The 23,924-nt window shown below is 73.2% G+C and carries 26 protein-coding genes and 7 pseudogenes; 19 read left to right on the top strand and 14 right to left on the bottom strand.

All coding sequences use genetic code 11. The features are described 5' to 3' along the window. Window positions 1-37: 37 nt before the first annotated feature. Window positions 38-718, top strand: a complete 681-nt coding sequence (locus OJ254_RS02000; RefSeq protein WP_265360993.1) for a TetR/AcrR family transcriptional regulator — start codon at window positions 38-40, stop codon at window positions 716-718. A 113-nt stretch (window positions 719-831) separates the two neighbouring features. Here the strand turns inward: OJ254_RS02000 and OJ254_RS02005 are convergent, their stop codons facing one another. The 3 genes from OJ254_RS02005 to OJ254_RS02015 form a co-directional block, all read right to left on the bottom strand. Continuing rightward, window positions 832-1,146: a hypothetical protein gene (locus OJ254_RS02005; protein ID WP_265360994.1), complete on the bottom strand. Its 315-nt coding sequence runs from the start codon at window positions 1,144-1,146 to the stop codon at window positions 832-834. 20 nt (window positions 1,147-1,166) lie between these two features. Further along, a complete protein-coding gene (locus OJ254_RS02010) occupies window positions 1,167-1,454 on the bottom strand; it encodes a hypothetical protein (RefSeq protein WP_265360995.1) in 288 nt (95 codons plus the stop codon). 185 nt (window positions 1,455-1,639) lie between these two features. After that, window positions 1,640-2,194, bottom strand: coding sequence for an MFS transporter (locus OJ254_RS02015; RefSeq protein ID WP_341483767.1), 555 nt, complete (start codon window positions 2,192-2,194; stop codon window positions 1,640-1,642). 335 nt (window positions 2,195-2,529) lie between these two features. On the opposite strand from OJ254_RS02015, the gene OJ254_RS02020 reads away from it, so the two are divergent. From OJ254_RS02020 to OJ254_RS02045, 6 genes and pseudogenes are all read left to right on the top strand, one after another. After that, window positions 2,530-3,288: an SDR family NAD(P)-dependent oxidoreductase gene (locus tag OJ254_RS02020; RefSeq protein ID WP_265360996.1), complete on the top strand. Its 759-nt coding sequence runs from the start codon at window positions 2,530-2,532 to the stop codon at window positions 3,286-3,288. A gap of 47 nt (window positions 3,289-3,335) precedes the next feature. Then, window positions 3,336-3,824 (top strand): cupin domain-containing protein, encoded by a 489-nt coding sequence (locus tag OJ254_RS02025; protein ID WP_030799545.1) that lies wholly within the window; start codon window positions 3,336-3,338, stop codon window positions 3,822-3,824. A gap of 172 nt (window positions 3,825-3,996) precedes the next feature. Beyond that, window positions 3,997-4,836 (top strand): amidohydrolase family protein, encoded by an 840-nt coding sequence (locus OJ254_RS02030; RefSeq protein ID WP_265365013.1) that lies wholly within the window; start codon window positions 3,997-3,999, stop codon window positions 4,834-4,836. 257 nt (window positions 4,837-5,093) lie between these two features. Beyond that, a pseudogene (locus tag OJ254_RS02035) lies at window positions 5,094-5,318 on the top strand (helix-turn-helix domain-containing protein); the annotation flags it as partial. Next, window positions 5,318-6,793 carry an MFS transporter gene (locus tag OJ254_RS02040; RefSeq protein ID WP_265360997.1) on the top strand — a complete coding sequence of 492 codons (1,476 nt, stop codon included), beginning with the start codon at window positions 5,318-5,320 and terminating at the stop codon, window positions 6,791-6,793. The pseudogene OJ254_RS02035 and the gene OJ254_RS02040, both read left to right, overlap by 1 nt. A gap of 16 nt (window positions 6,794-6,809) precedes the next feature. Beyond that, window positions 6,810-7,685 carry a transaldolase family protein gene (locus OJ254_RS02045; protein ID WP_265360998.1) on the top strand — a complete coding sequence of 292 codons (876 nt, stop codon included), beginning with the start codon at window positions 6,810-6,812 and terminating at the stop codon, window positions 7,683-7,685. 108 nt (window positions 7,686-7,793) lie between these two features. On the opposite strand, the gene OJ254_RS02050 is transcribed toward OJ254_RS02045, so the two are convergent. After that, a complete protein-coding gene (locus OJ254_RS02050) occupies window positions 7,794-8,345 on the bottom strand; it encodes a chorismate-binding protein (protein ID WP_265360999.1) in 552 nt (183 codons plus the stop codon). 34 nt (window positions 8,346-8,379) lie between these two features. Beyond that, window positions 8,380-9,050, bottom strand: a pseudogene (locus OJ254_RS02060) (chorismate-binding protein); the annotation flags it as partial. A 93-nt stretch (window positions 9,051-9,143) separates the two neighbouring features. Between OJ254_RS02060 and OJ254_RS02065 the strand changes: the two are divergent. Then, complete coding sequence (locus OJ254_RS02065) at window positions 9,144-9,284, top strand: hypothetical protein (RefSeq protein ID WP_265361001.1); 141 nt, start codon at window positions 9,144-9,146, stop codon at window positions 9,282-9,284. Between the two features lie 192 nt (window positions 9,285-9,476). On the opposite strand, the gene OJ254_RS31335 is transcribed toward OJ254_RS02065, so the two are convergent. Continuing rightward, window positions 9,477-10,730, bottom strand: coding sequence for a 50S ribosomal protein L11 methyltransferase (locus OJ254_RS31335; RefSeq protein WP_265361002.1), 1,254 nt, complete (start codon window positions 10,728-10,730; stop codon window positions 9,477-9,479). A gap of 373 nt (window positions 10,731-11,103) precedes the next feature. On the opposite strand from OJ254_RS31335, the gene OJ254_RS02075 reads away from it, so the two are divergent. Beyond that, entirely contained in the window at window positions 11,104-11,412 is a 309-nt protein-coding gene (locus OJ254_RS02075; RefSeq protein ID WP_265361003.1) for a hypothetical protein, read from the top strand. Between the two features lie 252 nt (window positions 11,413-11,664). Next, the gene (locus OJ254_RS02080; RefSeq protein ID WP_265361004.1) at window positions 11,665-12,153 is read left to right on the top strand and encodes a hypothetical protein; all 489 of its coding nucleotides are present in this window, start codon (window positions 11,665-11,667) and stop codon (window positions 12,151-12,153) included. Here the strand turns inward: OJ254_RS02080 and OJ254_RS02085 are convergent. Next, on the bottom strand, window positions 12,104-12,358 hold the full coding sequence (locus OJ254_RS02085) for a hypothetical protein (RefSeq protein WP_265365385.1): 255 nt from the start codon (window positions 12,356-12,358) through the stop codon (window positions 12,104-12,106). The two genes, OJ254_RS02080 and OJ254_RS02085, sit on opposite strands and share 50 nt — an antisense overlap. On the opposite strand from OJ254_RS02085, the pseudogene OJ254_RS02090 reads away from it, so the two are divergent. Beyond that, window positions 12,276-12,800, top strand: a pseudogene (locus OJ254_RS02090) (PucR family transcriptional regulator); the annotation flags it as partial. The gene OJ254_RS02085 and the pseudogene OJ254_RS02090 overlap by 83 nt on opposite strands. Here the strand turns inward: OJ254_RS02090 and OJ254_RS02095 are convergent. The 4 genes and pseudogenes from OJ254_RS02095 to OJ254_RS02110 all read right to left on the bottom strand — a co-directional run bounded on the left by OJ254_RS02095 (window position 12,692) and on the right by OJ254_RS02110 (window position 15,793). Next, entirely contained in the window at window positions 12,692-12,946 is a 255-nt protein-coding gene (locus OJ254_RS02095) for a hypothetical protein (RefSeq protein ID WP_265365386.1), read from the bottom strand. The pseudogene OJ254_RS02090 and the gene OJ254_RS02095 sit on opposite strands and share 109 nt — an antisense overlap. Before the next feature lie 49 nt (window positions 12,947-12,995). After that, a complete protein-coding gene (locus OJ254_RS02100; protein WP_265361005.1) occupies window positions 12,996-14,264 on the bottom strand; it encodes an IS701 family transposase in 1,269 nt (422 codons plus the stop codon). A 192-nt stretch (window positions 14,265-14,456) separates the two neighbouring features. Further along, window positions 14,457-15,160 (bottom strand): annotated as a pseudogene (locus OJ254_RS02105) (VC0807 family protein). A 309-nt stretch (window positions 15,161-15,469) separates the two neighbouring features. Next, complete coding sequence (locus OJ254_RS02110; RefSeq protein WP_265361006.1) at window positions 15,470-15,793, bottom strand: hypothetical protein; 324 nt, start codon at window positions 15,791-15,793, stop codon at window positions 15,470-15,472. Between the two features lie 87 nt (window positions 15,794-15,880). Here OJ254_RS02110 and OJ254_RS02115 point away from each other — a divergent pair, with 87 nt between their 5' ends. From OJ254_RS02115 to OJ254_RS02140, 6 genes are all read left to right on the top strand, one after another. Continuing rightward, window positions 15,881-16,702 carry a helix-turn-helix domain-containing protein gene (locus tag OJ254_RS02115; RefSeq protein WP_265361007.1) on the top strand — a complete coding sequence of 274 codons (822 nt, stop codon included), beginning with the start codon at window positions 15,881-15,883 and terminating at the stop codon, window positions 16,700-16,702. Continuing rightward, the gene (locus OJ254_RS02120) at window positions 16,699-16,953 is read left to right on the top strand and encodes a DUF397 domain-containing protein (protein WP_265361008.1); all 255 of its coding nucleotides are present in this window, start codon (window positions 16,699-16,701) and stop codon (window positions 16,951-16,953) included. The genes OJ254_RS02115 and OJ254_RS02120 overlap by 4 nt, the downstream gene beginning before the upstream one ends. Before the next feature lie 273 nt (window positions 16,954-17,226). Next, window positions 17,227-18,048 carry a hypothetical protein gene (locus OJ254_RS02125; RefSeq protein WP_265361009.1) on the top strand — a complete coding sequence of 274 codons (822 nt, stop codon included), beginning with the start codon at window positions 17,227-17,229 and terminating at the stop codon, window positions 18,046-18,048. Between the two features lie 97 nt (window positions 18,049-18,145). Continuing rightward, on the top strand, window positions 18,146-18,511 hold the full coding sequence (locus tag OJ254_RS02130; protein ID WP_265361010.1) for a hypothetical protein: 366 nt from the start codon (window positions 18,146-18,148) through the stop codon (window positions 18,509-18,511). Further along, a complete protein-coding gene (locus OJ254_RS02135; protein ID WP_265361011.1) occupies window positions 18,508-18,771 on the top strand; it encodes a hypothetical protein in 264 nt (87 codons plus the stop codon). The genes OJ254_RS02130 and OJ254_RS02135 overlap by 4 nt, the downstream gene beginning before the upstream one ends. Before the next feature lie 104 nt (window positions 18,772-18,875). After that, window positions 18,876-19,247, top strand: a complete 372-nt coding sequence (locus tag OJ254_RS02140; protein ID WP_265361012.1) for a Uma2 family endonuclease — start codon at window positions 18,876-18,878, stop codon at window positions 19,245-19,247. On the opposite strand, the pseudogene mnmA reads toward OJ254_RS02140, so the two are convergent. Then, window positions 19,241-20,379: pseudogene (gene mnmA, locus OJ254_RS02145) on the bottom strand (tRNA 2-thiouridine(34) synthase MnmA). The gene OJ254_RS02140 and the pseudogene mnmA overlap by 7 nt on opposite strands. Window positions 20,380-20,613: 234 nt before the next feature. Here mnmA and OJ254_RS02150 point away from each other — a divergent pair. Then, window positions 20,614-21,230: pseudogene (locus tag OJ254_RS02150) on the top strand (N-acetylmuramoyl-L-alanine amidase); the annotation flags it as partial. A 16-nt stretch (window positions 21,231-21,246) separates the two neighbouring features. Here OJ254_RS02150 and OJ254_RS02155 read toward each other — a convergent pair. Next, window positions 21,247-22,416, bottom strand: coding sequence for a cysteine desulfurase family protein (locus tag OJ254_RS02155; RefSeq protein WP_265361013.1), 1,170 nt, complete (start codon window positions 22,414-22,416; stop codon window positions 21,247-21,249). A gap of 118 nt (window positions 22,417-22,534) precedes the next feature. Here OJ254_RS02155 and OJ254_RS02160 point away from each other — a divergent pair. Beyond that, a pseudogene (locus OJ254_RS02160) lies at window positions 22,535-23,412 on the top strand (alpha/beta fold hydrolase). On the opposite strand, the gene OJ254_RS02165 reads toward OJ254_RS02160, so the two are convergent. Beyond that, the gene (locus OJ254_RS02165) at window positions 23,390-23,839 is read right to left on the bottom strand and encodes a hypothetical protein (RefSeq protein WP_265361014.1); all 450 of its coding nucleotides are present in this window, start codon (window positions 23,837-23,839) and stop codon (window positions 23,390-23,392) included. The pseudogene OJ254_RS02160 and the gene OJ254_RS02165 sit on opposite strands and share 23 nt — an antisense overlap. Window positions 23,840-23,924: the final 85 nt, after the last annotated feature.

Below are 23,924 nucleotides of genomic sequence, written 5' to 3' on the forward strand. Positions count from 1 at the left end.
TACACTGTATCGATCAATACGATGTATCGTGAGCGGCATGTTGGTGTGGGAGAGGCCGGAGCCACCGAATCGACCCGTGCCGGCCCCGCTGAACCGGGAGCGGATCGTGCGAGCCGCGATCCAATTGGCCGACGCGGACGGCCTGGAGGCGGTGTCGCTGCGCAAGGTCGCCGGCGTGCTGGGCGTCGGGCCGATGCGGCTGTACAGCTACCTCGCCGGCAAGGAGGAACTGCTCGACCTGATGGTCGACGCGGTCCACGCCGAGATCCGGCCGGTCGGCGACGGCTGGCGGGAAGTGCTGCGGTCGCTCGCCGAAACCACCCGGCAGGCCGCTCACGAGCACGAATGGCTCGCCGATCTGCTCGGTGGGCGACCGCAGCTCGGGCCGCACGCGCTGGCCAGGGGGGAGGCCGTGGTGGCCGCCCTGGGCGCCGTCGACGTGGACGACATCATGCCGGTGGTCACCGCGGTCGACGCGTACGTGATCGGCGCGGTGCGTCGGGAGATCGCCGAGCGGCGGGCCGAGCGGGCCACCGGGATGGACGAGAAGCGTTGGCAGGCCTCACTCGGGCCCTATCTGGAGCGGACCTTCGCCACCGGCCGGTTCCCCGCGCTGGCCACGGTGGTGCGCGATGCCGCCCACCTGGACGCCGACCACACCTTCCGGCTCGGCCTCGACTTCCTGCTCGACGGCATCGAGGCCCGCATCGCGAAGTGACGCGCGGCCGAGGGAGCGGACGGTATCGCCCACCTGGCGCCAGGTGGGCGGGGTCGGTGTGAGCCCGACGGGGGAGGGAACGCCGTGGCGCCCCCTCCCCCGTGACGGATACGTCAGGCCGTCGCCGGCGCCTCGCGCCGCAGCCGCAGGCGGACCGTCAACAGCGTGCCGGCCACCGCGAGTCCGGCGGCCACCCACAGGGCCGTGGCGTAGCCGGAGGTGAGGGCGGCGGCGCCGGTGGGGGACGCCAGGGACGCGGTGTGCTCGGCGGCGACCGCGGTGAGCACCGCGGCGCCGATCGCGTTGCCGGCCGCCATCGTCGTCTGCACCCAGCCCGACGCGCTGCCCGCGACGTCCTCGGTGAGGCCGCCGGTGCACACCACGTACAGGGACGGCAGGGCCGCGCCGAGCGCCGCGCACCACACCATGGAGGGCAGGACGAACGCGGTCAGGAGCGGGCGTGGGCGTCCAGGGCCAGGGCCCACCAGGCGGCCGCGGCGGCCTGCACCAGCAGGGTGACCAGCAGGGTGGTGACCGCGCCGATCCGGGTGATCAGCCGGCCGGAGAGCTGGGAGGCGATCAGCGCGGCGACGTTCGGCGGGACGAGCAGGGCCGCGGCCGGTACGGGGCCGAGGCCGCGCGCCTGCTGGAGGTAGAGGCTGGCCACGGTGAAGCCGCCGAGCAGGATCGCGCCGGCGAGCAGGTTGGCGGCGTTGCCCAGGACGACGTTCGGCATCCGGAACAGGACGCGGGGGACGAGCGGGGTGCGGGCGGTGCGTTGGCGCAGCGCGAACGCGGCGAACAGGACGACGGCGCCGCCGAGTTCGAGGAGGGTGGTGGGCGCCAGCCAGCCCTGGGCGCCGCCGCGGACCGCCGCGTAGATGACCAGGGTCAGGCCGCCGGTGCAGGCCAGCGCGCCGGTCAGGTCGATGCCGCCGGTGGCGGTGGGCGGCCCTTGGGGAGCTTGCGCAGCGCCAGGAGGAGGACGAGCGCGCCGACCGGGATGTTGATCAGGAAGGCGAGCTGCCAGGCGACGGCGGAGAAGAGACCGCCGAGCAGTACCCCGGCCGCGCCGCCGACGCCGTTCATGCCGCCCCACAGCACCATCGCCCGGTTGCGTACCGGGCCCTCCTCGAAGAGGTCGGTGACCAGCGCGAACGCGGCCGGTGAGACCAGCGCGGCGCCCAGGCCCTGGGCGACCCGGGCGGCGATCAGCTGCCAGGAGTCGGCGGACAGTGCGCAGGCGAGCGAGGCGATGGTGAAGAGCACCAGGCCGGCGCAGAACAGCCGGCGGCGCCCGAAGCTGTCCGCGGCCTTGCCGCCGACCAGCAGGAAGCCGCCGTACGCCAGCATGTAGGCGTCCAGCACCCAGGCGATGGAGGACGGCGAGAAGTCCAGGTCGCGCTGGATGGACGGGATGGCCGAGACGACCATGCTGCCGTCCAGGATGACCATGAACTGGATGACGGCGAGCAGGAAGAAGACCGCCCAGGGGGCCGGGCGGCGGGTCCTTCCCGGCCGCCGGCCCCGGGACGTGCCCGGAGGTGGGTGTCGGCGATGTCGGTCATGCGGAACTCCCGGTCAGGCAGGGGACGTTGCGGAACCCGCTCGTGCGCGAGGGGTGGACTCAGGGCCAGCGTCCCGCCGGGCGGGGGCGCTCCGCATCACGTGTTCCGGGGATGTCCGGCGGCTGGAAACCGGCCACTGTCGGGGGTGCCGGTCCGGCCCCGTGGCCGGACCGGACCAGCCAAGTCGGGTCGGGGGCGCATCAGTTGCGGCGCCGACCCGCATGACGACGTGAGGAGTTCCCCATGGCAGCGCGTTTCGCCGGGAAGGTCGCCCTGGTCACCGGTGGCGGTTCGGGCATCGGCCGCAACACGGCGCTGGCCTTCGCCCGGGAAGGGGCCACGGTGGTGGTCACCGGGCGGACGGCCGCGACGATCGAGCAGACCGTGAAGCTGATCGAGAGCGAAGGCGGTACCGCGTCGGCGGTGGTGGCGGACGTGTCCGTACCGGCCGACGTGGCGCGGGTCGTGGCGACCACGGCCGAGCGGCACGGCGCGCTGGACATCGCGTTCAACAACGCCGGTACGTTCACGGCGGGCCCGCTCGCGGACGTCCCGGACGAGGAGTTCGCGCGGATCCTGGCCACCAACCTCACCAGTGTCTTCCTGTCGATGAAGCACGAAATCGGCTTCATGAAGGAGCACGGCGGCGGGGTCATCGTCAACAACGCCTCCAACCTGGGGCATGTGACGCTGCCGGGGCTCGGCGCCTACTCGGCGACCAAGGCCGCGGTCTCCCAGCTGACCCGTACCGCGGCGAAGGAGTACATCGCCGACGGCATCCGGATCAACGCGGTCAGCCCCGGCCCGATCGACACCCCGCTGTGGCCGCTGCTGCCCGGCGAGACCGAGGCGCAGCGGGCCGAGCGGATGGCGAACGGGCTGCCGCTGGGCCGCGCCGGGACGCTGGACGAGTGCAGCGCGGCGGTGCTGTGGCTGGCCGCGGCGGAGTCCGGCTTCGCGGTCGGCCACGACCTGGTCCTCGACGGCGGCGTCAGCGCCTAGGCATCCCACGGGATCGGGAACGGACACCCCTCACCGGGAAGGGCATCATGAGCTTTTCGCATCCGCGGGCGCCGCGGGCCATCTACGTACCGCCGGGCGCGGGTCTGAGCCGCTGGGTCTTCGGCGACCGCTACACCATCAAGGCCGATGTGCACTCCACGAACGGGGCGCTGGGCCTGATGGAGGGCATCGTGCCGCCCGGTGGCGGGCCGCCGCCGCACATCCACCACAAGGAGGACGAGGCGTTCTACCTCCTCGAAGGGGAGCTGGAGCTGCTCAACGGCGACCGGAAACTGACCGCCGAGGCGGGGTCGTTCGTCTTCGTGCCGCACGGCACCGTGCACGGCTTCAAGAACGTCTCCGACCAGCCCTGCAAGATGCTGATCATGTTCCTCCCGGGCGGGGTCGAGCAGTTCTTCGCCGAGGTCGGGACCCCGGCGGACGAGGACACCCCGCCGCCCCCACCGGAGCAGTACGAGAACGACGTGGCGAACGCGATGCGGATCGTCGAGAAGTACGGCGCGACGTACGTCTGACGCCGTGGCCCGCACACCGTAAGGGAGAGGAACCGCATATGAACCGCCTGCCGCCGCTGATCGACGTCCACCACCACGCGATTCCGCCGGCCTACGCGAAAGCACTGGGGAACCGGGTGGCGATCCCGGGGTCGACTATCCGACCTGGACGCCGGAGGAAAGCCTCGCGGTGATGGACCGCAACGGGATAGCCACCGCGGTGCTGTCGATCACCGCACCCGGCGTGACCTTCCTCGACGGCGACGAGGACCCGTCCGCGGCCCGCCGGATGGCCCGTACGGTCAACGAGTACTTCGCCGGGCTGATCGAGGCGCACCCGGACCGGTTCGCGGCCTTCGCGGTGCTGCCGCTGTCCGACCCGGCCGCCGCCAAGGACGAACTCGCCTACGCAGTGGACGAGTTGAAGCTGGACGGCGCCGGGGTGCTGACCAGCTACCAGGGGCGCTACCTCGGCGACCCGGCGTTCGAGCCGGTGCTGGCCGAGCTGGCCGAGCGCGGGGTGCCGGTGCACGTACACCCCGGGACCCCGCCCACCCGGGACCTGGCGACCTTCGATCTGCCGCCGTCGCTCTACGAGTTCACCTTCGAGACCACGCGGACGGTGGCCAGCCTGCTGTTCAACGGCGTGCTGGACCGGCTGCCGGAGCTGAAGATGATCGTGTCGCACGCGGGCGGCACCCTGCCGTTCCTCGCGCAGCGGCTGACGTACGGGCCGACCATCGGCCGGTACCTCACCGAGCGGGCGCCCGCGGACGTCATCGGCACCCTGCGCCGGCTCTATTACGACATCGCGATGTCCGCCAATGAATTCGCCCTGCCGGCGCTGCGGAAGCTGGCCGATCCGCAGCGGATCCTCTACGGCAGCGATTTCCCGTTCATGCCGGCCGCGCACACCGCGGAGAACACCGCGGGTTTCGCGGAATACGACGGCTGGGACGCGGAAGAGCGGGCGGCCGTCGGGCGCACCAACGCCCTCGCCCTCTTCCCCCGGCTGGCGGCGCTGTCCGGCTGACCTCGCAGGAAAGCCCGGACAACCGCGGAGTTGACCTAGTCGCGCCCACTTGACGGAGTGGGCGCGCCCGCGTTGTCGCAGCTTCCCGTCCGCGCCGAGACTCGGCGGTGGATCAGTCGTTCTCGCGCCTCCGGTGAATTCCCGGCAATCGATCTACCGAACCCCTGAATTCACCGGGCCGCCGCATTCACGGACGGGATTTCTCGATGTCCACTCAGTCGTTTTCCAGCACCTGGCGCACCGGCACCCGCGCCTTCGGGTGGGACAGCCTCACCCGGGCCGAGCTGCGGGTCGCCCGGCTGGTCGCGGAGGGACTCACCAACCGCGCGGCCGCCCGGCGGCTGGGCATCTCGCCGCACACCGTCGACACCCACTTACGGCACACCTTCACCAAGCTGGACATCGGCTCCCGGGTGGAGCTGACCCGGCACGTGCTGCTCCACGACGTCCCCGGCGCCGGCGAGGGCCGTGAGGCCGCGTAGTGTCCACCAGCACGCAGCTCTCCCCGCAGGCCGCGCCCGCCGCCGCGCGGCCCGCACCCGGGCCCGCACCCGGGACCGCGCCCGGCACCGCGCCCGGCACCGCGCCCACGCGCCGTACCGCTGCCGGGCTGCCGTCCCTCCATCTCGCGGCCGCCGTCGGCAACGCCGACTGGCACCTCACCGCGCCCCTGCTCGGGGTGCTCGCCGCCGCGCTGCACACGGACCTGGCCACCGTCACGGCCGCGATCGGCGCCTACTCCCTCGGCCAGGGCCTGGCGCTGCCGCTCTGGGGCCGGCTCTCCGACCGGTTCGGCCCGCGCCGGGCGCTGCGCTGGGGGCTGGCGGTGGCCGCGCTGTCCGCCGCGGTGGCCGCGGTGGCCGGCGATCCGCGACTGTGGGTCGCCGCCCGGGCCGCCTGCGGCGCCGGCTTCGCCGCGGTCGCGCCCTGCGCCGGGCTCTACCACGACGCCCTGGGCTCCTTCGCCGACCGCCGGCGCGCCTATGCCCGGATGATGACCCTGACCTCCGCGGTCGCCGTCGGCGCCCCGCTGCTGGCCGGTCTCGCGGCCCGGTTCACCAGCTGGCGGGCGGTGTTCGCGGTGGTCGCCCTGCTCGCCGCGGTGCTGGCCCGGCACACCCGCGCGCTGCCGCCGATGGCCGCCTCCGCTCCCGTACGGCCGCGCGGCCCACAGTCGCGGTCGCTGCGTCTGCTGCGGACCCGCGGGCTGTGGACACTGGCCGGGCTCGGCGTGGCCGAGGGGCTGGTGCTCCTCGGGGTGCCCGCGCTGCTCGCTCCCACACTGACCGCGGTCGGCGCCGGCGACCGGGCCGGGCTGCTGGTCACGGTCGTCTACGGCGCGAGCGTCTGCGCCGGTTCGGTCGCGGTGCGGCACCTGCCCGGCACGGCCGGCCGCGGGTGCTGCTCGCGGCGGGCGGCGCGGCGGGGCTGCTGGCGACGGTGCTGCTGGCGTGCGTCCGGCCGTGCCGGTGGTGTTCGCCGCGGCCGTCCTGCTGGGCCTGGCCTGGGGACCGCTGCACACCACCCTGCAGACCTGGGCACCCCGGCTGCTGGCGCCCGGCGCCCGCGGTACCGCCGCGTCGGTGCTGGCCATGTCCGGTGTGCTGGCCTGCGCCGCGGGCGTGGCGCTGGCCGCCCCGCTGGTCGAACGGGGCGCGTTCACCGCGCTGTTCGGGATGCTGGCCGGGTCCGCCGCGGTACTGACGGCGCTGCTCGCCGGCGCCGCACGGCACCTGACGAAGTAGCCGAAGGTCCGCTGCCGGGCCGCTCACCTGCGCCCTATCGTCGAAGCAGACCGGTGGCGGTACCCGTTGCCGTCCTCCCCCGGTCCCTGCCGCGCACCGCCGTTCCCCCTGACCCCGCCGCTCCCTCCCGCCCCTCCCCGCCGCTCCTTCGTCCGTCCCCCGTCCCCGATCCCCCGGAACGCCCGGCCGCTTGCCCTCGTGCGTTGCCGTGAAGGGAGAGCCGAGCCCATGACGATGCGACAGCACACCCGCGACGGCCTTCAACGCCTGTGCGGTGAGGGCGTTTCGCTCTGGCTCGACGGCCTGGAACGGGACCTGCTGGCGTCGGGCGAACTGGCCAGAATGGCGTCGAAACGGCCGCTGTCCGGGCTGACCACGTCGGGCCATGACCTCCTCGACGCGGTGGCCGGGCCGGCCTACCGGGCCCAGCTCGACGACTTCACCGAGCGCGGCAGCCGCCCCGACGAGGCGGCCCGCCGGTTGCTGGCCGTCGACGCCCGCTGGGGCTGTGACGTCTTCCTGCGCCGCTACCGGGCGAGCGGCGGCCGGTCCGGTCTGGTGTCCGCCGACCCGGTGCCGGTCGTCGAGCGCGCCCTGGCCGCGGAGGCCCGGGCCGCGTGGTGGGCGGTGGACCGGCCCAATCTGCTGCTGAAGCTGCCGGCCACCGACGAGTCGCTGGACGCGATCGGCGAGCTGGTCGGCGAGGGCATCGGCGTGGACGTCACGCCGGTCTTCTCCTGCACCGCTACGAACAGGTCCAGGAGGCCCTGTTCACCGGTCTGGATCGGGCCCGCCGGGCCGGGCTGCGGCTCGACGGCGTCCACACGGCCGTCTCGCTGCCGGTCGCCCCGCTGGACGCCGCGGTCGACGCCCGGCTCGCCGCGGCCGGTGCGCCGGCCGGCCGCCCGCCGATGGGCCGTACCGCGCTCGCCCACGCCCGGCTGGTCTACCACGCGTACGAGCGCGGGCTGGCCCAGGACCGCTGGCGCGCGCTGGCCGCGGCGGGTGCCCGGCCGCCGCGGCTGGTGTGGACCGCCACCGAGGCGCACGGTCCGGCCGGGCCGGACACCCGCTACGCCGACGGGCTGGTGGCCTGGGGCGTGACCAGCGCGCTGACGCGGCGGACGCTGGAGGCGGTGTCCCGGCGGGCGCTGCTGAGCGGTGACACGCTCTCCGGCCGGCATGTCTCGGCCCGCCTCGACCTCGCCGTGCTCACCGAGTTCGGGATCTGCCTGCGGCAGTTGGCGGGCGAGTTGGAGCGGCCTGGCTGGCCGACCGCCGGGCCGCCTGGGAGGAGCTGCGCGAACGGGTCGGCAAGCTCCTGGGCGGCCCGGTCGGCTGACCGGTGGCGTGGTCAGGGGGCTGCGGTGCCGGCCGGCGGTCGGGGAAGTCCGTACCGGTCAGGGCCAGCAGGGGCGCCGACTTGACCGCGGTCTCCTCGAACTCCGCCTCGGGGCAGGACAGCGCGACGATCGCGCCGCCGGTGCCGTAGCGGACCCGGCCCGGGGTGAGCACGACGGTGCGGATGACGATGCTCAGGTCGGCCGCGCCGGAGAGCGAGAAGTAGCCGATCGCCCCGGAGTAGACGCCGCGCGGCCCGCCCTCCAGCCGGTCGATGATCCGCATCGTGCGGATCTTGGGCGCACCGGTCATCGATCCGCCGGGGAAGGCGGCCCGGACGCAGTCCACCGCCGAGCGTTCCGGGCGGAGCCGGGCGCGGACGGTGCTGACGAGCTGGTTGCACGGTCTCGTAGCTCTCCACACGGAAGAGGTCGTCGGCCCGTACGCTGCCCGGTTCGGCGCAGCGGCCCAGGTCGTTGCGGACCAGGTCGACGATCATCAGGTTCTCCGAGCGGTCCTTCTCGTCGGCCCGCAGCTGGTCGCGGAGCGCCGCGTCCTCGGCGGGGGTGGCGCCGCGCGGCCGGGTGCCCTTGATGGGCCGGGATTCGGCGATCCGGTCCGCGCCGATGCGGAGGAACCGTTCCGGCGAGGTGCTCAGTACGCCGTCCCGCCGAAGGCGAGCAGCGCTCCGAACGGCGCCGGGCTGACCCGCCGCAGCGTCCGGTAGGCGTCCCAGGGGTCGAGGTCTCCGTCCGCCTCGGCCATGTTGGTCAGGCACACCTCGTAGGTCTCGCCGGCGGCGATCTCCTCCTGGCACTCCTCGATGAGCCGGAGGTACCGCGGCCCGGTCGTGCCGCAGCCGCAGGTCACGCAGTGGCTGCGGGGCGGCCGGCGGGGCGGGGTGCGGCCGGCCAGTGCGGTGATCCGCCGGGCGGTGTCCGCGAGCCAGGTGCGGGCGGCGTCCGTGTCCCCGTCCTCGGCGAGGGCCAGCAGATAGGTGGTGCCGTGCAGATGGTCGAGGACGACGGCGCGGTCGGCGAAGACCATGGTGGCGTCCGGTTCCGTCGAGCGGTGCGCCCGCTCGCCGCCGCACTGCGCCTTGAGTTCGTAGCGAGGTAGCCGACCCATCCCAGCGCGAAGTCGCAGGGCAGCGCGGGCCGTTGGACGTCCAGGCCGCGCAGGTCGCGGTCCAGCCACTCCAGGAACGGCTGGTGGCTGACCGTGGTGGGGCCCGCGCCGGTGACGGTGACCGTGGTGGTGGTGAACGTCGGCGTGCGCGACCCGGGCGAGCGGGCCGGCGGCGTCCCCCATGACGGAGAACCGCCGCGGCCGGCGTCCTGGCGGGAGGCGTCCAGCCAGTAGGCGTACGGCCCGCCGCGGAAGAGCGCGTCGAAGACCACCTCGTCGGCCGCGCGGGTGGGCACGGTCTCGACCAGGACCTCCAGGCGGGCGCGGCGGGCGGGCGTCGGCCGCGGCCGCCGGGGCCGCGGGGGCGAGCGACGGCCGTGGGCCGGGCCGGCCGGTGGGCCCGGGCCAGTTCGACGAAGTTGCGGATCAGCCGGTGGCCGTCCGCGGTGCAGATGGACTCGGGGTGGAAACTGGACGCCCACAGGGGGCGGTGGGCGGTGGCGCAGCGCCATCAGCACCCCCGTCCGGGGTCCGGGCGGTCGCCTCCAGTTCGGCGGGCAGGTCCGTGACGGTCAGCGAGTGGTAGCGCACCACCTCGGTGGGCGAGGGATGCCGGCGAACAGTCCGGTGCCGTCGTGGAGTACGGGGGAGGTGCGGCCGTGCCGGGGCTCGGGGCGCGGCGGACGGTGCCGCCGTGCCAGTGGGCCAGGCCCTGGTGGCCCAGGCAGATGCCGAGCAGCGGCAGTTCGCAGGTCTGCACGATCTCGCGGCAGATGCCGAAGTCGCCGGCGCGTTCCGGGGTTCCGGGCCCGGGCGAGAGACACGACGGCGTCGAAGTCGTCGAGCATCGCGGGGCGCCAGTCCGGGTCGTCGTTGCGGATCACCACGGGCTGTTCGCCGGTGACGCCGGCTATCTGGTGGACGAGGTTGTAGGTGAAAGGAGTCGTAGTTGTCGACCAGGAGGATGCGCATCAGGCGGCCACCACCTGGAGGAGCAGGTGCTCGACGGTGTCCGGGCCGTCCTGGATCTCCCGCCGGCGCCGGGTGAGCAGTTTCCGGCCGGTTTCCTCGGCCAGGCCGTACAGCGCGTCCAGGTCCCCGCGGCTGCTGAAGTGGAGGTAGGCGCTGCCGCCCGGTGTGGTCCACCGGGCGCCTCGGCGAGGTACCGGCGGTGGGCCTCGTAGCGGGGTCGACGTAGGCGCATTCCTGGGCGGTGCGATAGCGGTAATCGGTCGGTGCGAGCACGTAGTTGGAGTGCCAGAAGACCATGTCGAAGCGCTCGTGCGGGGGCAGGGCCGCGAAGAGGTCGCTGTAGACGGCGCGCAGCCGGTCGTCGACGCCGTGCCGGCGGGCGTTGCGGGCGGTGTTGCGCACGGCCTGCGGGTTGATGTCGGTGGCCACCACCCGGTCGCAGCCCATCAGCGCCGCCATCACCGCGACGATGCCGGTGCCCGACCCGATTTCCAGCAGGGAGCCGCGGCGGGGCAGCTGCACCTCCTCGAAGCAGCCGAGGAATTCCAGCGAAACTCCGCTGGAGGGCGCGTAGTTGGGGGCGAAGACCTCGTCGAGGAGGTCCCATTCGCGGCCGCGGAGGGTGAAGACGTTCGGCCGGTCCGGGTGGGTGCGGGCGCGCTCACTGCGTTCGAGCGAGCGGGTGTAGTCCTGTACTGCTGCACGCATCTTTGTCCCCCGTGCCGTTGACATTGTGGCGGTACGACTCTCTTGCCGCACCGGTGAACACTCTGTCCCACGCAGACCTTTGGCCAGAAGGTCACCAGACAACACACTCCGGGGCCCGGCCGGTGTCCTGAACACCCTCGACCGGACGGATTTGTTCCAGGTCCGCCGGGTAAACGTCTCCCTTCGAGCCATTGGCTCAGTCCAACGTTGACTGCCCCGGTCCCACCCTCTACGTTCGACCCAGGCGCGAAGGGGGATTCGCCATGCGGGGGGTTGTTTGTGATTTCGCGTCCTGAGACGGCTGCCGAAGTGGTCGCCGTCCTCGAACTGCTCGCACAGGAAGCCCCGCCCAGCGCCTTCGACGCCCTCGTCCATGAGGCCCGGACCGCCGGCGCCCCGGCCGAACACCTCGCCCAGCTCTCCCGCGCCCGCGATCTCGGGTTACGGGTCCAGGCCTCTTCCAGCACGCGAACAGCGCGAGGCCGGCCTCAACGCCCTGGTCGAGACCGCCCGCGACCTCACCCTCCCGTACACGCTCCACGCGCTGCTGAAGGTGATCACCCGGCGGGCCCGGCTGCTGCTGCACGTGGACATGTCCTACATCAGCTTCCCGACCGAGACGGACGGCGACCCGGCGGCGACTTCTACGTACACACCGCGGACGGCCAGACCACCGCGCTGACCGAGGGCATGCCGGTGCCCGGCGCGTCCGGGCTGACCTCGGACGTCCAGGGCGGCTCGGCCCCGTTCTGGAGCCCGGACTACCTCTCCGACGAGCGCATCGCGCACTCCGAGCTCATCGACGGGGTGGTGCGCGCCGAGGGGCTGCGCGCGGTCCTGGCGGTCCCGCTGCGGCACGCCGACTCGTTCCTCGGGGTGCTGTACTGCGCCGACCGCAAGGTCCGGCACTTCACCCCCGGACGAGATCGCGCTGATGACCTCGCTCGCCGACCTGGCGGCGGTGGCGATCGAGAAGTCCCGCACCCTCAACACCGTCCAGGCCGAGATCGCCGAGCTCGAACTCGCGGTGTCCGCGGCCAAGTCCGGCCTGGCCGAGGCGTTACGCGGCCAGGACGCCCAGGCCCGGCTGACCGGACTGCTGCTGGAGGGCGGCGATCTGCACGCCCTGGCCCAGCTGGCCGGCGAGGAGCTGGAGGCCGCGGTGCTGGTCGTCGGGCCGGACGGGCCACCCTCGCCCCGGCCGGCGAACGGCCCGGCCCGGAGCCCGAGGTGCTGGCCCGGGCCGCCCTCGACGCGCACCACCACCACCGGCCGGCCCGGCTGCCGGACGGCACCTGGGTCGCCCCGGTCGCGGCCGGCGCCGAGGACCTGGGCACGCTCGTGGTCCGGCCGTCCGGCACCGCCGAGGTCGATCAGCGGCTGCTGGAGCAGACCGCCCGCACCGCCGCCGTCATGCAGCTGATGCTGCGCAGCACGACCATCGCCGAGAGCCAGATCCGCGACGCCTTCTTCGACGATCTGCTCACCGTCCCGCACGGCCAGACCGAGCAGCTCCAGGAGCGGGCCCGCCGGCTCTCCATCGACCTGGGCCGGCCGCACGTCGTGGTGGTGGCCCGGCCCGAGGGCGGCGCCCAGGGCCGGGCGCTGATCTGGGCCTCGTCGTACACCTACCGGATGGGCGGGCTGCGCAGCATCCGGGACGGGGTGATCTCGCTGCTGCTGCCGGGCGAGGACGCGGGCGCCGCCGCCAAGGCGGTCTCCGACGCGCTCACGCCACTGCTCGACCACCCCGTCACGGTCGGCGCCGCGGGCCCGTTCACCGGTCTGGAGCCGGTGCGCCCGGCGTTCCAGGAGGCGATGCGATGTCTGGACGCGCTGGCCGCGCTGGACTGCCACGGCACCACCGCCTCCGCCCGCGACCTGGGTTTCCTGGGCGTACTGCTGGGTGACGTGCGGGACGTCTCCGGCTTCATCGAGGACGCCATCGGCCCGGTGCTCACCTACGACGCGCAGCGGTTCACCCAGCTCGTGCAGACCCTGGAGGCGTACTTCGACGCCGGCGGCAGCCCGACGTACGCGGCCGAGGCGCTGCACGTCCACCCCAACACCGTCTCCCGGCGCCTGGAGCGGATCACCGAACTCCTCGGCCGGACTGGCAGAAACCCGCGCAGACCCTGGAGATCCAGCTCGCCCTGCGGCTCCAGCGGGTGCGCGGCGCGCTCCGCCCGTACGACGACGGCCCGCAGCACCGCCACCGGTCCACCGCCCGCTGCCCTGAGGCCCGGGCCGGGACCGGATCGCCGCTCACCCGGCCCGCTGCACGCTCTCCGCACCGCTGAGGATGCGGACCGCGTGCGCGGCCGAGGCGAGTGTGGTGTGCCGGTGCCAGCCCTCGTACGACCGGCCCTCGAAGTCCATCAGGCCCACCTGCGAGGAGACTTCGACGACGTCCCGGTCCACCCGCAGCGCCAGTTTGCCCAGCCGCAGCACCCGGCCGGGGGTGACCCCGCGCAGATCGCTCAGCCAGTAGTGGCCGGGCCAGCCGCGCGCCGCGTCCCACTCACCGGCCAGCAGGAACGGCCGGTTCCCCGGCACCCCGGCGAGCTGCACCCGGACGCCGGCGACCTGGGTGCGGCGCACCGCCCCGGCCAGCGGGTCGTACCAGTCGACCGGCCGGCGCAGGGTGCGGACCATGTGCAGCAGCTGCTGGGCGGAGAACTCCCGGCCACCCAGGCCCGGCAGCGCCGGATCGGCCGGCACGACCCGGGTGGTCCCGGAGGCGACGGCCACCAGTGACAGCCTGGTCTCCGCGAACCGCTGGACGGCCTCGGGGAGTTCGGCGCCGGGGAGGTCCAGGACCACCGGCCGGGCGCTGAGGCCCCAGCCACCGCCGATCCCGGTGACCGTTGCCGCGGCGGCTCCCACCGGGGTCGCCGCGAGCCGCTCGTCCGGTGCGCCGCCGTCCTGGTCACCGGACCCAAGCAGCTGCCAGTCGACCGGGACGGCGGCGTGCGCGGTGGCGGCCCAGGCCCCCAGCGCCTGCTGGCCGTTGACGACCTGGCCGAGCCAGGGGATGTAGCGCCGCTCGACGCCGACGGAGTGGTGCCCGGCCTTGGGGATGACGATCGGCCGCACCACCCAGGCCTCCGGGCGCAGCACCTGGTCGACGTAGCGGGCCAGCGCCGCGCGCATCGGCCGCCAGTGCCAGGTGGAGGAGCTGATGAAGTGGTGCAGGCTCTGCTCGGCGGTGCGGCCGCCGACGAAGGAGGCGATGTTGCGGATCGACTTGCGGCCCTGCGCGGCCAGCAGGCCGCGCAGGTACTGTTCGCCCTTGCGCCGCTGGTCACTTCGGGCCAGCGAGGCGAAGAGCATTCCGCCCAGCTCGTCGACCAGCGCGTCCGACGCCCGCTCGGGCAGTGCGTAGGCGGACCGGGCCGCCCGTCGCGCACGGCCGCGGCCGAACGCGACGGCGTCGACCACGGCGGCGACGGGCGCCGCCGGCTCCGCTGTTCCATACGTAGTGGCTTCGGGCACCTCGCCCGCTCGGGCAAGGACGGTGGACCGGGCTCCCATCGGACTCCCCCTTCATCCGGTTCGTGGAGTCCACCCTGCGGTCCCGCTCCCCCCGGCGCCCAGGTGTGCCCGGCACACACCTTCGCCCTCCGCGTGCCTACCGGACCACCGGCAACGTCGCTGGCCAGCGCGTTTTCCACAGAAGAAGGGTGGTGACCGCGTCACCACCCTTCCCCCGCGCCGCCCGGAACGTCAGCCTCCGGCCCCCACCGGCTCCGCCCCCGCGGCGACCGCGCCCGGCCCGGACCCGTCCCCCGGTCGGTCCCCCTCCGCCGTGCGCGCGACCTCGGCCGCGACCATCTTCTCCATCGGGTCCGCGCAGCTGCCGCCGCCGACGAACATCGCCACCAGAATGGCCACGACCGTCATCACCGTCCCCAGCCAGACCATGGTGTCCACCGGCAGGGTGTACGCGCCGACCACCTTGAGCACGCACTCGGTCAGCAGCGTGGCCCCCAGATCACCGAGAACCGCCGCTCGGCCCGCCGGAACGCCGCGGATTCCGCCAGCAGCCGGTCCCAGGCGGCGTCCCCGGCCGCACTGCCCTTCGTCACGAAGGGCTTGAGGCCCGCCGTCATCAGCGGCCGCTTCGACCGCACGGAGAGCAGGATGACGATCCCGATGGTGCTGCTCACCGCGCTGTCCTTGGCCATCATCAGCCGCGCGTCACCGGCCACCGCGGTCATCGCCAGCCCGACCACGTTGACCACGAGGATCAGCAGCGCCATGCCGTTGACCCGGCGGCTGGCGACCAGGTCCCACACGGTCCGCAGCGCCGGCACCACACTGCTCCAGCCCAGCGCCGCCACCGTGCTGAGCCCGAGGCCGTCCTTGAGGACGTAGTACGAGGCGATCGGGACCCCCGCGTCCACGATCAGCGGAACGAAGCTCCGCAGCACGGCCTTCCCCGCGTTCTCCGGCGTGCCCGGCTCCCCCGCCTTGCCCTCGGTGACGGACTGCTTCCGACTCACGGTGTATTCCCCCCGGTTGAGACTGTGACCAGCTGACGGCGTCCCCGGTGCCGCCCTCCGCGCCACCGTCCTCCGCAACGCCCTCAGCTTCCCGCACGGCCCCACCCGGCCGACAGCCCCGTCTGTCCTGCCTTCACCGTGACATTTGTCAGTGGGGGAAAACCCACCCCCTCGGGACCGGCGCCAGTTGACCTCCACGCCGAGGCCCGGCGCAGTACCCGGAGAGTGCCGCGGTCAGTTGCGGGCGACGCGCAGCGCATCGTCCAGCGCCTCGGCAAGCCGTCGCGAGAGATAGCGGAATTCACGGTCCGGCACCTTCGGATCGGCATGCATCGCCCGCGCGTGGCGCAGCAGCTCCTCGCCGATGTCCAGCTGCATCTCCTCGATGCTGTCGGCGAGGTCGGACACCGGTCCGCCCGCACCGTCGGTGATCAGGAAACAGGACCGGTCGTCCGGCGTGGTCCAGGGCAGCAGCCTCATCCGTGGGCCATCGCCCTCGGCAGCATCGGACAGACCCGAACGCTCGGAAAGTTCGGATCCTGGTGGTTCGTTCATCATGCGGACAAGCATCTGCGCACGCATCTAGCCTGGCCACAGGAACGGCGCGACTGTGCGTCACCACGCGGCAACTGTGCGAGGTGTGCGATGCCCCACAACGACGAACCCCCCGTCACCCTCAGGATCTTCGGGAAGCAGTCCCGCTTCCTGCGTGAACAACGCGAGATGACACGCCGTGAGCTGGCCGGCCTCATCCCGTACTCCGAGTCCCTCATCGCGATGGTCGAACGCGGCGAGCGACCACCGAAGCCGGGTTACGTCGACGCGGTGGACCAGGCGCTCGGCGCGAACGGCGTGCTGCGCGTACTGATCCCCGACGTCGCGGAGAAGCATCATCCGGCGTGGGCGGAGGAGTACGTGAACCTCCAGGCGGAGGCGCTGGCGCTGCATGTCTACTCGACGCACTTCCTGCACGGACTGTTGCAGACGGAGGATTATGCGCGGGCGGTGTTCCGGTCCCGCCGCCCGAGCCTGGACGACGACGAGATCGAAAAAGTCGTTCAGGCCAGGCTGCTCACACAGGAGCTGCTGACGCGTAAGCCTCCGTGCCGGATCACCTTCGTCCTGGAGGAACCCGTGATCATGCGGAAGATCGGTGGACAACGAGTCTGGGAAGGCGAGTTGAGGAACCTCCTCCAGCTCGGGGAGCTTCACAACGTCCAGATCCAGATCATGCCGCTCTCCCGGCAAAACCACGCCGGCGCAGACGGCCCAATGACCCTGTTGGAGACGCGGGACCACCACACAGTCGGCTACGTCGAGGGTCAGCAGGGGAGCTACTTCCTGACAGATCCCGACGACGTCAGCGTGCTGAGTCACCGGTACGGGACAATCCGATCGCAGGCCCATGACGCCGAAGCGTCGCGAGCCTTCATTCAGCGTCTGCTGACGGGAGAAGCACGAGAATGAACACCGAACTGGCATGGTTCAAGAGCAGTTACAGCGGTGGTGACGGCGAAGCCTGCATCGAAATCGCCGTCGCCTGGCGGAAGTCGAGTTACAGCGGCGGACAGGGTGAAGCCTGCGTCGAGGTCGCCACCTGCCCCCACACGATCCACATCCGCGACTCCAAGGACACCGCGCTCCCCCACCTCACCGTCACCCCGGCCGCCTGGGCGTCCTTCCTCGCGTACGCGCAGGTCGCACCGGAAGCCGTCTGAGCGGACACCGGTGGGGCGGCACCAGGCTCCGCCCCACCGGCCGCCGGTGACCCGGCCGACTACCAAAGAACCCGGGGAGAGAACCCCACCCACCTACCGCCGCCCTCGTCACCCAACTCCTCACCCCATTGGGTGACTTGGGCGCGGAAGCGTCCGGAATGCGGTTACGCTCGCCGCAGTCAGACCACCACAACAACCGCACATGGAACGGCCCTCGGCGGGACGGCAATCCCGACCCGAGGGCCTGATCACCAGGAAGAGAAGAGCTTCCCGATGACTTCAGCGCAGTCTAACGCGCCCTCGCCCGCGCCCCCGTGCGCCTCCAGCGGCGTCATCCACATCCGCAGGCGCCAGACCTCCCACTTCACCGTCCTCGCCAACCGCCTTGCGCAGCGCGCCGGTAGCGCGGTCACGGTCGGCGTCGCCGCGTACATCCTGTCCCTCCCCGATGGCGCGCCCATCACCATCGCCGCCCTCTGTACGCACTTCGCCGAGGGCAAGAAAGCCATCGCCGACGCGTTACGCGAGCTGGAGGACGAGGGCTGGCTGGAGCGCCGTATCGAGCGCGGGCCGGGCGGCCGGATCATCACCCGGACCTTCGCCTACGACCTGCCGGGTGCGGCGCCGGAGGAGCCGACGAACGACCAGGAGACGGAGGGCGGGCCGCACCCCGTACCGGAGCCCGCCGAGCCCCCGCAGCCGATGCCGGAAGCCGCCCCCGAGGCCACCGACCTCCTCACCCGCCTCCCCCACCGCGACCGCCGCCTCCTCCTCTCCGAGCGGGAGATCGCGGCCCTCGCCCCGGCCGTCACGGACTGGCTCGACCGCGGGGCGGCCCCACAGGAGATCACCGAAGCCCTGACCAGCGGCCTCCCCGCACGCCTCACCCGCCGCCCGGCCCGTCTCCTCGCCCACCGGCTCGCCGCCCTGCGACCACCGACCCGCACGGCCCCGCCCCCACACCCCGACCGGTCACGCCCGCCCGTCATCCCCCTCCAGAACTGCGACGGCTGCGACCACGCCTTCCGCGCCGACCGGCCCGGGCGCTGCCGGGGCTGTCGCTCCGGCTCGCCGGAGGTGCGGTGTGCCGCATGACACGAACCGCGCCACGGGTGCCGTCAGGATTCCCGGCAGCTGTGGTAGGCGCGCGAGTAGGCTGGGACGCCCGGCAGAGCGAGGAGACGAGTTCCGCATGAGCAGCCAACCAGTGCACAGCGACGGTCCCCTCATGCCGATGCCTGATCTGACGCTCCCGGCACTGCGCGCAGCAGTCGCCGCCCTGGCCCCCGCCAAGCTCCCGGAGCTGGTCGAGGAGATGCAGCAGGCGTTCGACAGGGCGGGCCAGGACGGCAGCACGGCGCCGATCCGCATGTTCTACCGGCGCTGGGCCATCTTCGTCGCCATCGAGCGTGATCCGGTCCGAGCAGCCCGATTCCACGCGGCGGAGCAGGTGCTGGAGTCCAGCGAGGCAGGGAACGAAAGACAGGCCGCCGTTCGACTGATCGGGAGCATCGTGCGCACCGCGCAGTGTGAGGTCGAGGCGCTGGAGGCCGGGTGAGCACGTGGACGTGGGAGTACGAGCCCGACGACTACGGTGACAGCCTGCCGCCACCGGTCAGAGCAGAGACCGAACGGATCTGTGCCGAGCTCGCCGTCGTCAACTCGATGGTCTACTTGGAAGGCGCTGCCTACCAAGGGCCGTCGCCGGGGCTTCGGGTCGAGCACGGGAAGACGCCCGGGGGGCGATATCTCATGCTGAGCTATCTCACGGACGTGCGTGGGGAACGCATCGTGGTGGTCAGCGTCTCCTGCCTGTGAACCACGTGGGCTGGGGAGGGCACACCCATGACAGTGCAGAGGGAGGGCCCGGTGCAGACCGAGGAGATGCGGCGATTCGAGGAATTCGACGCGAGTGGTCCGTCATGACCCGCGTGGACACCGTCCACGAAGGGTGGCACGGCAAAACGCTCCTCCGGCCGGATTTCTCCGTGGCCGCCGCCTCCTACCGCGGCACCCGGCTCAAGCAGTCCCCCGCCGACGAAGTCATCCTCGTCGGCGAGGTCGTCTCGGAATCCAATCCCGAGAACGACACCGACAAGAAGGTGAAGAAGTACGCCCAGGCGGGAATTCCGTACTACCTCATCGTGAATCCCATAGAGGGCAAGTGCCTGCTCTACTCGCTGCCTGAGGGGGAGCACTACCGCGCGTCGCTGGAGACCGACTTCGGCAAGCCGGTGCCGATCGGCGAACCGTTTGACCTCGCCCTCGACACCACGGCCCTCTACACCTACTGAGCGGCCTCCTGCGCCCGGGCCCGCCGCTCCGTCGTGGCGATCGTGGCGGAGCCGACGACGCGGGTGCCGTCGTAGAGGACGATGGCCTGGCCGGGGGCGACGCCGCGGACCGGCTCGGTGAAGCTCACCCGGAGCTCGGTGCCGTCGATCAGCTCCGCGGTGACCTCGGTCTCGCCGCCGTGGGCGCGCAGCTGCGCGGTGTACGTGGCGGGGCCGGCCGTCGGCGGGCGGCCGCACCAGCGGGGGCGGATCGCGGTGAGGCCGGTGACGTCGAGGGACTCGACGGGGCCGACCGTGACGGTGTTGTCGACCGGGGAGATGTCGAGGACGTAGCGCGGCTTGCCGTCCGGGGCCGGGTGGCCGATCCGCAGGCCCTTGCGCTGGCCGATCGTGAAGCCGTACGCGCCCTCGTGGCTGCCGAGGCGGTTGCCGGCCTCGTCGACGATGTCGCCGGGGGCCGTGCCGAGGCGCTTGGCGAGGAAGCCCTGGGTGTCGCCGTCGGCGATGAAGCAGATGTCGTGGCTGTCCGGCTTCTTGGCGACGAACAGTCCGCGCCGGGCGGCCTCCTCGCGGATCTCCGCCTTGGTCGTCTCCGTGTCGCCGAGCGGGAACAGGGCGTGCGCCAGCTGGCGGTCGTCGAGGACGCCGAGGACGTAGGACTGGTCCTTGGCCATGTCGGAGGCGCGGTGCAGCTCGCGGCTGCCGTCCGGCCGCACCACGACCGTGGCGTAGTGGCCGGTGCACACCGCGTCGAAGCCGAGGGCCAGCGCCTTGTCCAGCAGCGCGGCGAACTTGATCTTCTCGTTGCAGCGCAGGCAGGGGTTCGGGGTGCGTCCGGCCTCGTACTCCGCGATGAAGTCGTCGACGACGTCCTCGCGGAAGCGCTCGGCGAGATCCCAGACGTAGAAGGGATGCCGATGACGTCGGCGGCGCGGCGGGCGTCGTGCGAGTCCTCGATCGTGCAGCACCCGCGGGCGCCGGTGCGGAAGGACTTCGGGTTCTCGGAGAGGGCGAGATGCACACCGGTCACGTCGTGGCCGGCCTCGGCGGCGCGGGCGGCGGCGACGGCGGAGTCGACACCGCCGGACATGGCGGCGAGTACGCGGAGGCGGCGGGGGGCGTCATCAGTCATAGCCCGTCCAGAGTAGACGGAACCGCCGACAGTGCGGAAAGCGTTAAGCAGCGCATGGGGAAGAGCAGGGCCGGGGAGCCGGCCGCGGGGCAGCGGGACGAGGCGGCGGAACAGCGGGACGGGGGGCCGGAGGGCCGGGACGACCAGCGGCCGGAGGTCCGGGACGACCAGCGGCGGGACGTCCCGCGGGACGGGCGGCGGGGCGGCGGGGCGGGGGTCACCCGGCGGCGGGCGCTGTGGCTGGCGGGCGGCGGGGCGGTGGCCGCCGGAGCCGTGGTGGCGACCGGGTGGGACGAGCTGCGGCACTGGTGGTGGCAGCTGCCGGGGAACGACCTGCCGCGGCGGGCCGGCGAGGTCGACTACCGGGGCGCCCAGTGGGTGGCGGCGTCCGGGGCGAACTACCGCCGGGCGGACCGGCCCGCCGACTACCCCGTCGACCGGGTGGTCATCCACGTCGTCCAGGGCAGCTACGCCACCGCGCTGCGGGTGTTCCGGAACGCCGACCACGAGGCGGCGGCCCACTACGTCGTCCGCAAGGACGGGCACATCGCCCAGATGGTGCGGGAGCTGGACGTGGCGTTCCACGCCGGGAACCGCGGCTTCAACGAGCGGAGCATCGGCATCGAGCACGAGGGCTTCGTCGACCGCCCGGAGGGCTTCACCGACGCCATGTACGAGTCCTCGGCCCGGCTGACCGCCGACATCTGCCGCCGCTACGGCTTCCCGGCCGACCGGGAACACATCGTCGGCCATGTGGAGGTGCCGGGCACGGACCACACCGACCCCGGCCCCACTGGGACTGGGACCGCTATCTGCGCCTCGTCCGGGCGGCCGGACACCGGCCGGAACCCGCCCGGAAGGGACGCCTTAGCTCAGCCCCGCGCTCCGGGCGCGTTCGACCACCGGGCCGATGGCCTGTGCCAGCGCCGCCACGTCCTCCGCGGTGGAGGTGTGCCCCAGGGAGAAGCGCAGCGTGCCGCGGGCCAGGTCGGGGGACATGCCCGTGGCCAGCAGGACGTGGCTGGGCTGGGCGACGCCGGCGGTGCAGGCGGAGCCCGTGGAGCAGGCGATGCCCTGGGCGTCCAGGAGGAGCAGCAGGGAGTCGCCCTCGCAGCCGGGGAAGGAGAAGTGCGCGTTGGCCGGGAGCCGGCCGGCCGGGTCCGGGTCGCCGCCGAGGACGGCGTCCGGAGCGGCCGCCCGCACCGCCTTGACCAGGTCGTCGCGCAGCGCGCCGATGTCCCGGGCGAAGTCCGCGCGATGCGCCACGGCGTGCCGGGCGGCGGCGGCGAAGGCCGCGATGGCGGGGGTGTCGAGGGTGCCGGAGCGGACGTGCCGCTCCTGGCCGCCGCCGTGCAGCACCGGCACCGGGGCGTACTCGCGGCCCAGCAGCAGCGCGCCGATGCCGTACGGGCCGCCGATCTTGTGTCCGGAGACCGTCATCGCGGCCAGTCCGGAGGCGGCGAAGTCGACCTCCAGCTGGCCCACCGCCTGCACCGCGTCGGCGTGCAGCGGGATGTCGAACTCCCTTGCCACCTCGGCGAGTTCACGGACCGGCTGGATGGTGCCGATCTCGTTGTTGGCCCACATGACGGTGGCCAGCGCGACATCGGCGGGGTTGCGGACGATCGCCTCGCGCAGCGCCTCGGCGTGCACCCGGCCGTACGCGTCGACCGGCAGCCACTCGACGCGGGCGCCCTCCTGCTCGGCGAGCCACTCCACGGCATCGAGGACGGCATGGTGCTCCACGGGGCTGGCGAGCACCCGGTCGCGGGCCGGGTCGGCCGCCCGGCGGGACCAGTACAGGCCCTTGACCGCGAGGTTGTCGGCCTCGGTGCCGCCCGCCGTGAAGACGATCTCACTCGGACGTGCGCCGAGCGAGGCGGCGAGGGATTCCCGCGCCTCCTCAACGGTGCGGCGGGCCCGCCGGCCGTCGGCGTGCAGCGAGGACGCGTTCCCCGTGACGGTCAGCTGGGCGGTCATCGCCTGCACCGCCTCCGGGAGCATCGGGGTGGTGGCGGCGTGGTCGAGGTAAACCATGGTGCCCTGATTCTACGAGGCGCCCCCGGGGCGCACGCCCGGCGCGGGGGCGCATGCCCGGCCACCGGGCTCGCCCGTCCCCTCGACACGGCCGTAAGGAGTAAATACCCTTACGGTCATGACACGGTGGCTGCTGGATCGTACGTTCCGCACGGCGTCGGGGGACGAGGTGCGGTGGGCCGCCCTCGGGGAGCGGTCGGCCGGCGCACCGCCGGTGGTGCTGCTGCACGGCACGCCGTTCTCGTCGTACGTCTGGCGCGGCATCGCGCGGGCGCTCGCCGCCCACCACCGGGTGTACGTCTGGGACATGCCCGGATACGGCGCCTCCGCGCAGCGGGACGGCCAGGACGTCTCGCTCGCCGCGCAGGCCCGGGTGTTCGGCGAGCTGCTGGCGCACTGGGAGCTGGACCGGGGGGCGTCCCGGCCGGCCGTGGTCGCCCATGACATCGGCGGCTGCGTCGCGCTGCGGGCCCATCTGCTGCACGGTGCGCGGTACGCCCGGCTGGCGCTGGTCGACCCCGTGGCCCTGGCGCCCTGGGGCTCGCCCACCTATCGGCTGCTGGGCGCCCACCCCGGCGTCTTCGGGCAGCTGCCGCCGGAGCTGCACCGGGCGCTGGTGCGGGCGTACGTCTCCTCCGCGAGCCGCCCGGGCCTGCGTCCGGAGGTCCTCGACCGGCTGGTGGAGCCGTGGTGCACGGACGCCGGGCAACCGGCGTTCTACCGGCAGATCCAGCAGAACGACCAGCGGTTCACCGACGAGATCCAGGGCCGTTACGGCGAACTCGACCTGCCGACCCTGATCTGCTGGGGTGCCGAGGACACCTGGATCCCGGCCGCGAAGGGGCAGGAGCTGGCGGCCCGCATCCCGGCGCGCGGCTGCACCTCATCGAGGGCGCGGGCCATCTCGTCCAGGAGGACGCGCCCGCTGAACTCGCCGCGGCGCTGGCGGACTTCCTGCGTCCGGGCGGCCCGGCTACGGCGCGAGACGACGGCTGAGGTCGCGGACCACGCCGGCCGCATCCGCCGCGCCGGCACCCCGCTCCCCCGGTGCCGCGGCGGATATCGCCGACTCCAGCTCTGCCCGCAGCCGGCTGAGCTCGGCCCGCCGCACCCGGCTCGTCCGCTCGAAGTCAGCGATATGACCCGCGAGTTCCGCTTCGAGCACTTCGAGCTCTTCAAGCGCTTCGAACTCTTCGAGCGTTTCGAGCTCTTCGAGGCCCCGGCCCCCGGAGGAACCGGCCGGATCGCCCCGGCCCGGCTCCCCCCGGCCACCGTCGGCGCCCTGGAGCCGGAGCCGGAGCTGGTCGCGGAGGGTGCGGACGGCCGCGGTGAGCTCACGCAGGGCCGTGCCGGTGCTCGCGGCGTCCGCGGTGCGCGACACGGCCGCGGCACGCGCCCCGCCCGTCCCCGGCCGCACCGCCACGGACGCCCTCTCCCCACCAGGGCGCGCACCTCGGCGGCCTCCGGGGCGCCGAACTCCTCGTAGACGGCGAGCGCTTCGCGCCAGT

The organism is Streptomyces endophytica, assembly GCF_026153355.1.
In the GTDB taxonomy this organism is placed as follows: domain Bacteria; phylum Actinomycetota; class Actinomycetes; order Streptomycetales; family Streptomycetaceae; genus Streptomyces; species Streptomyces endophytica.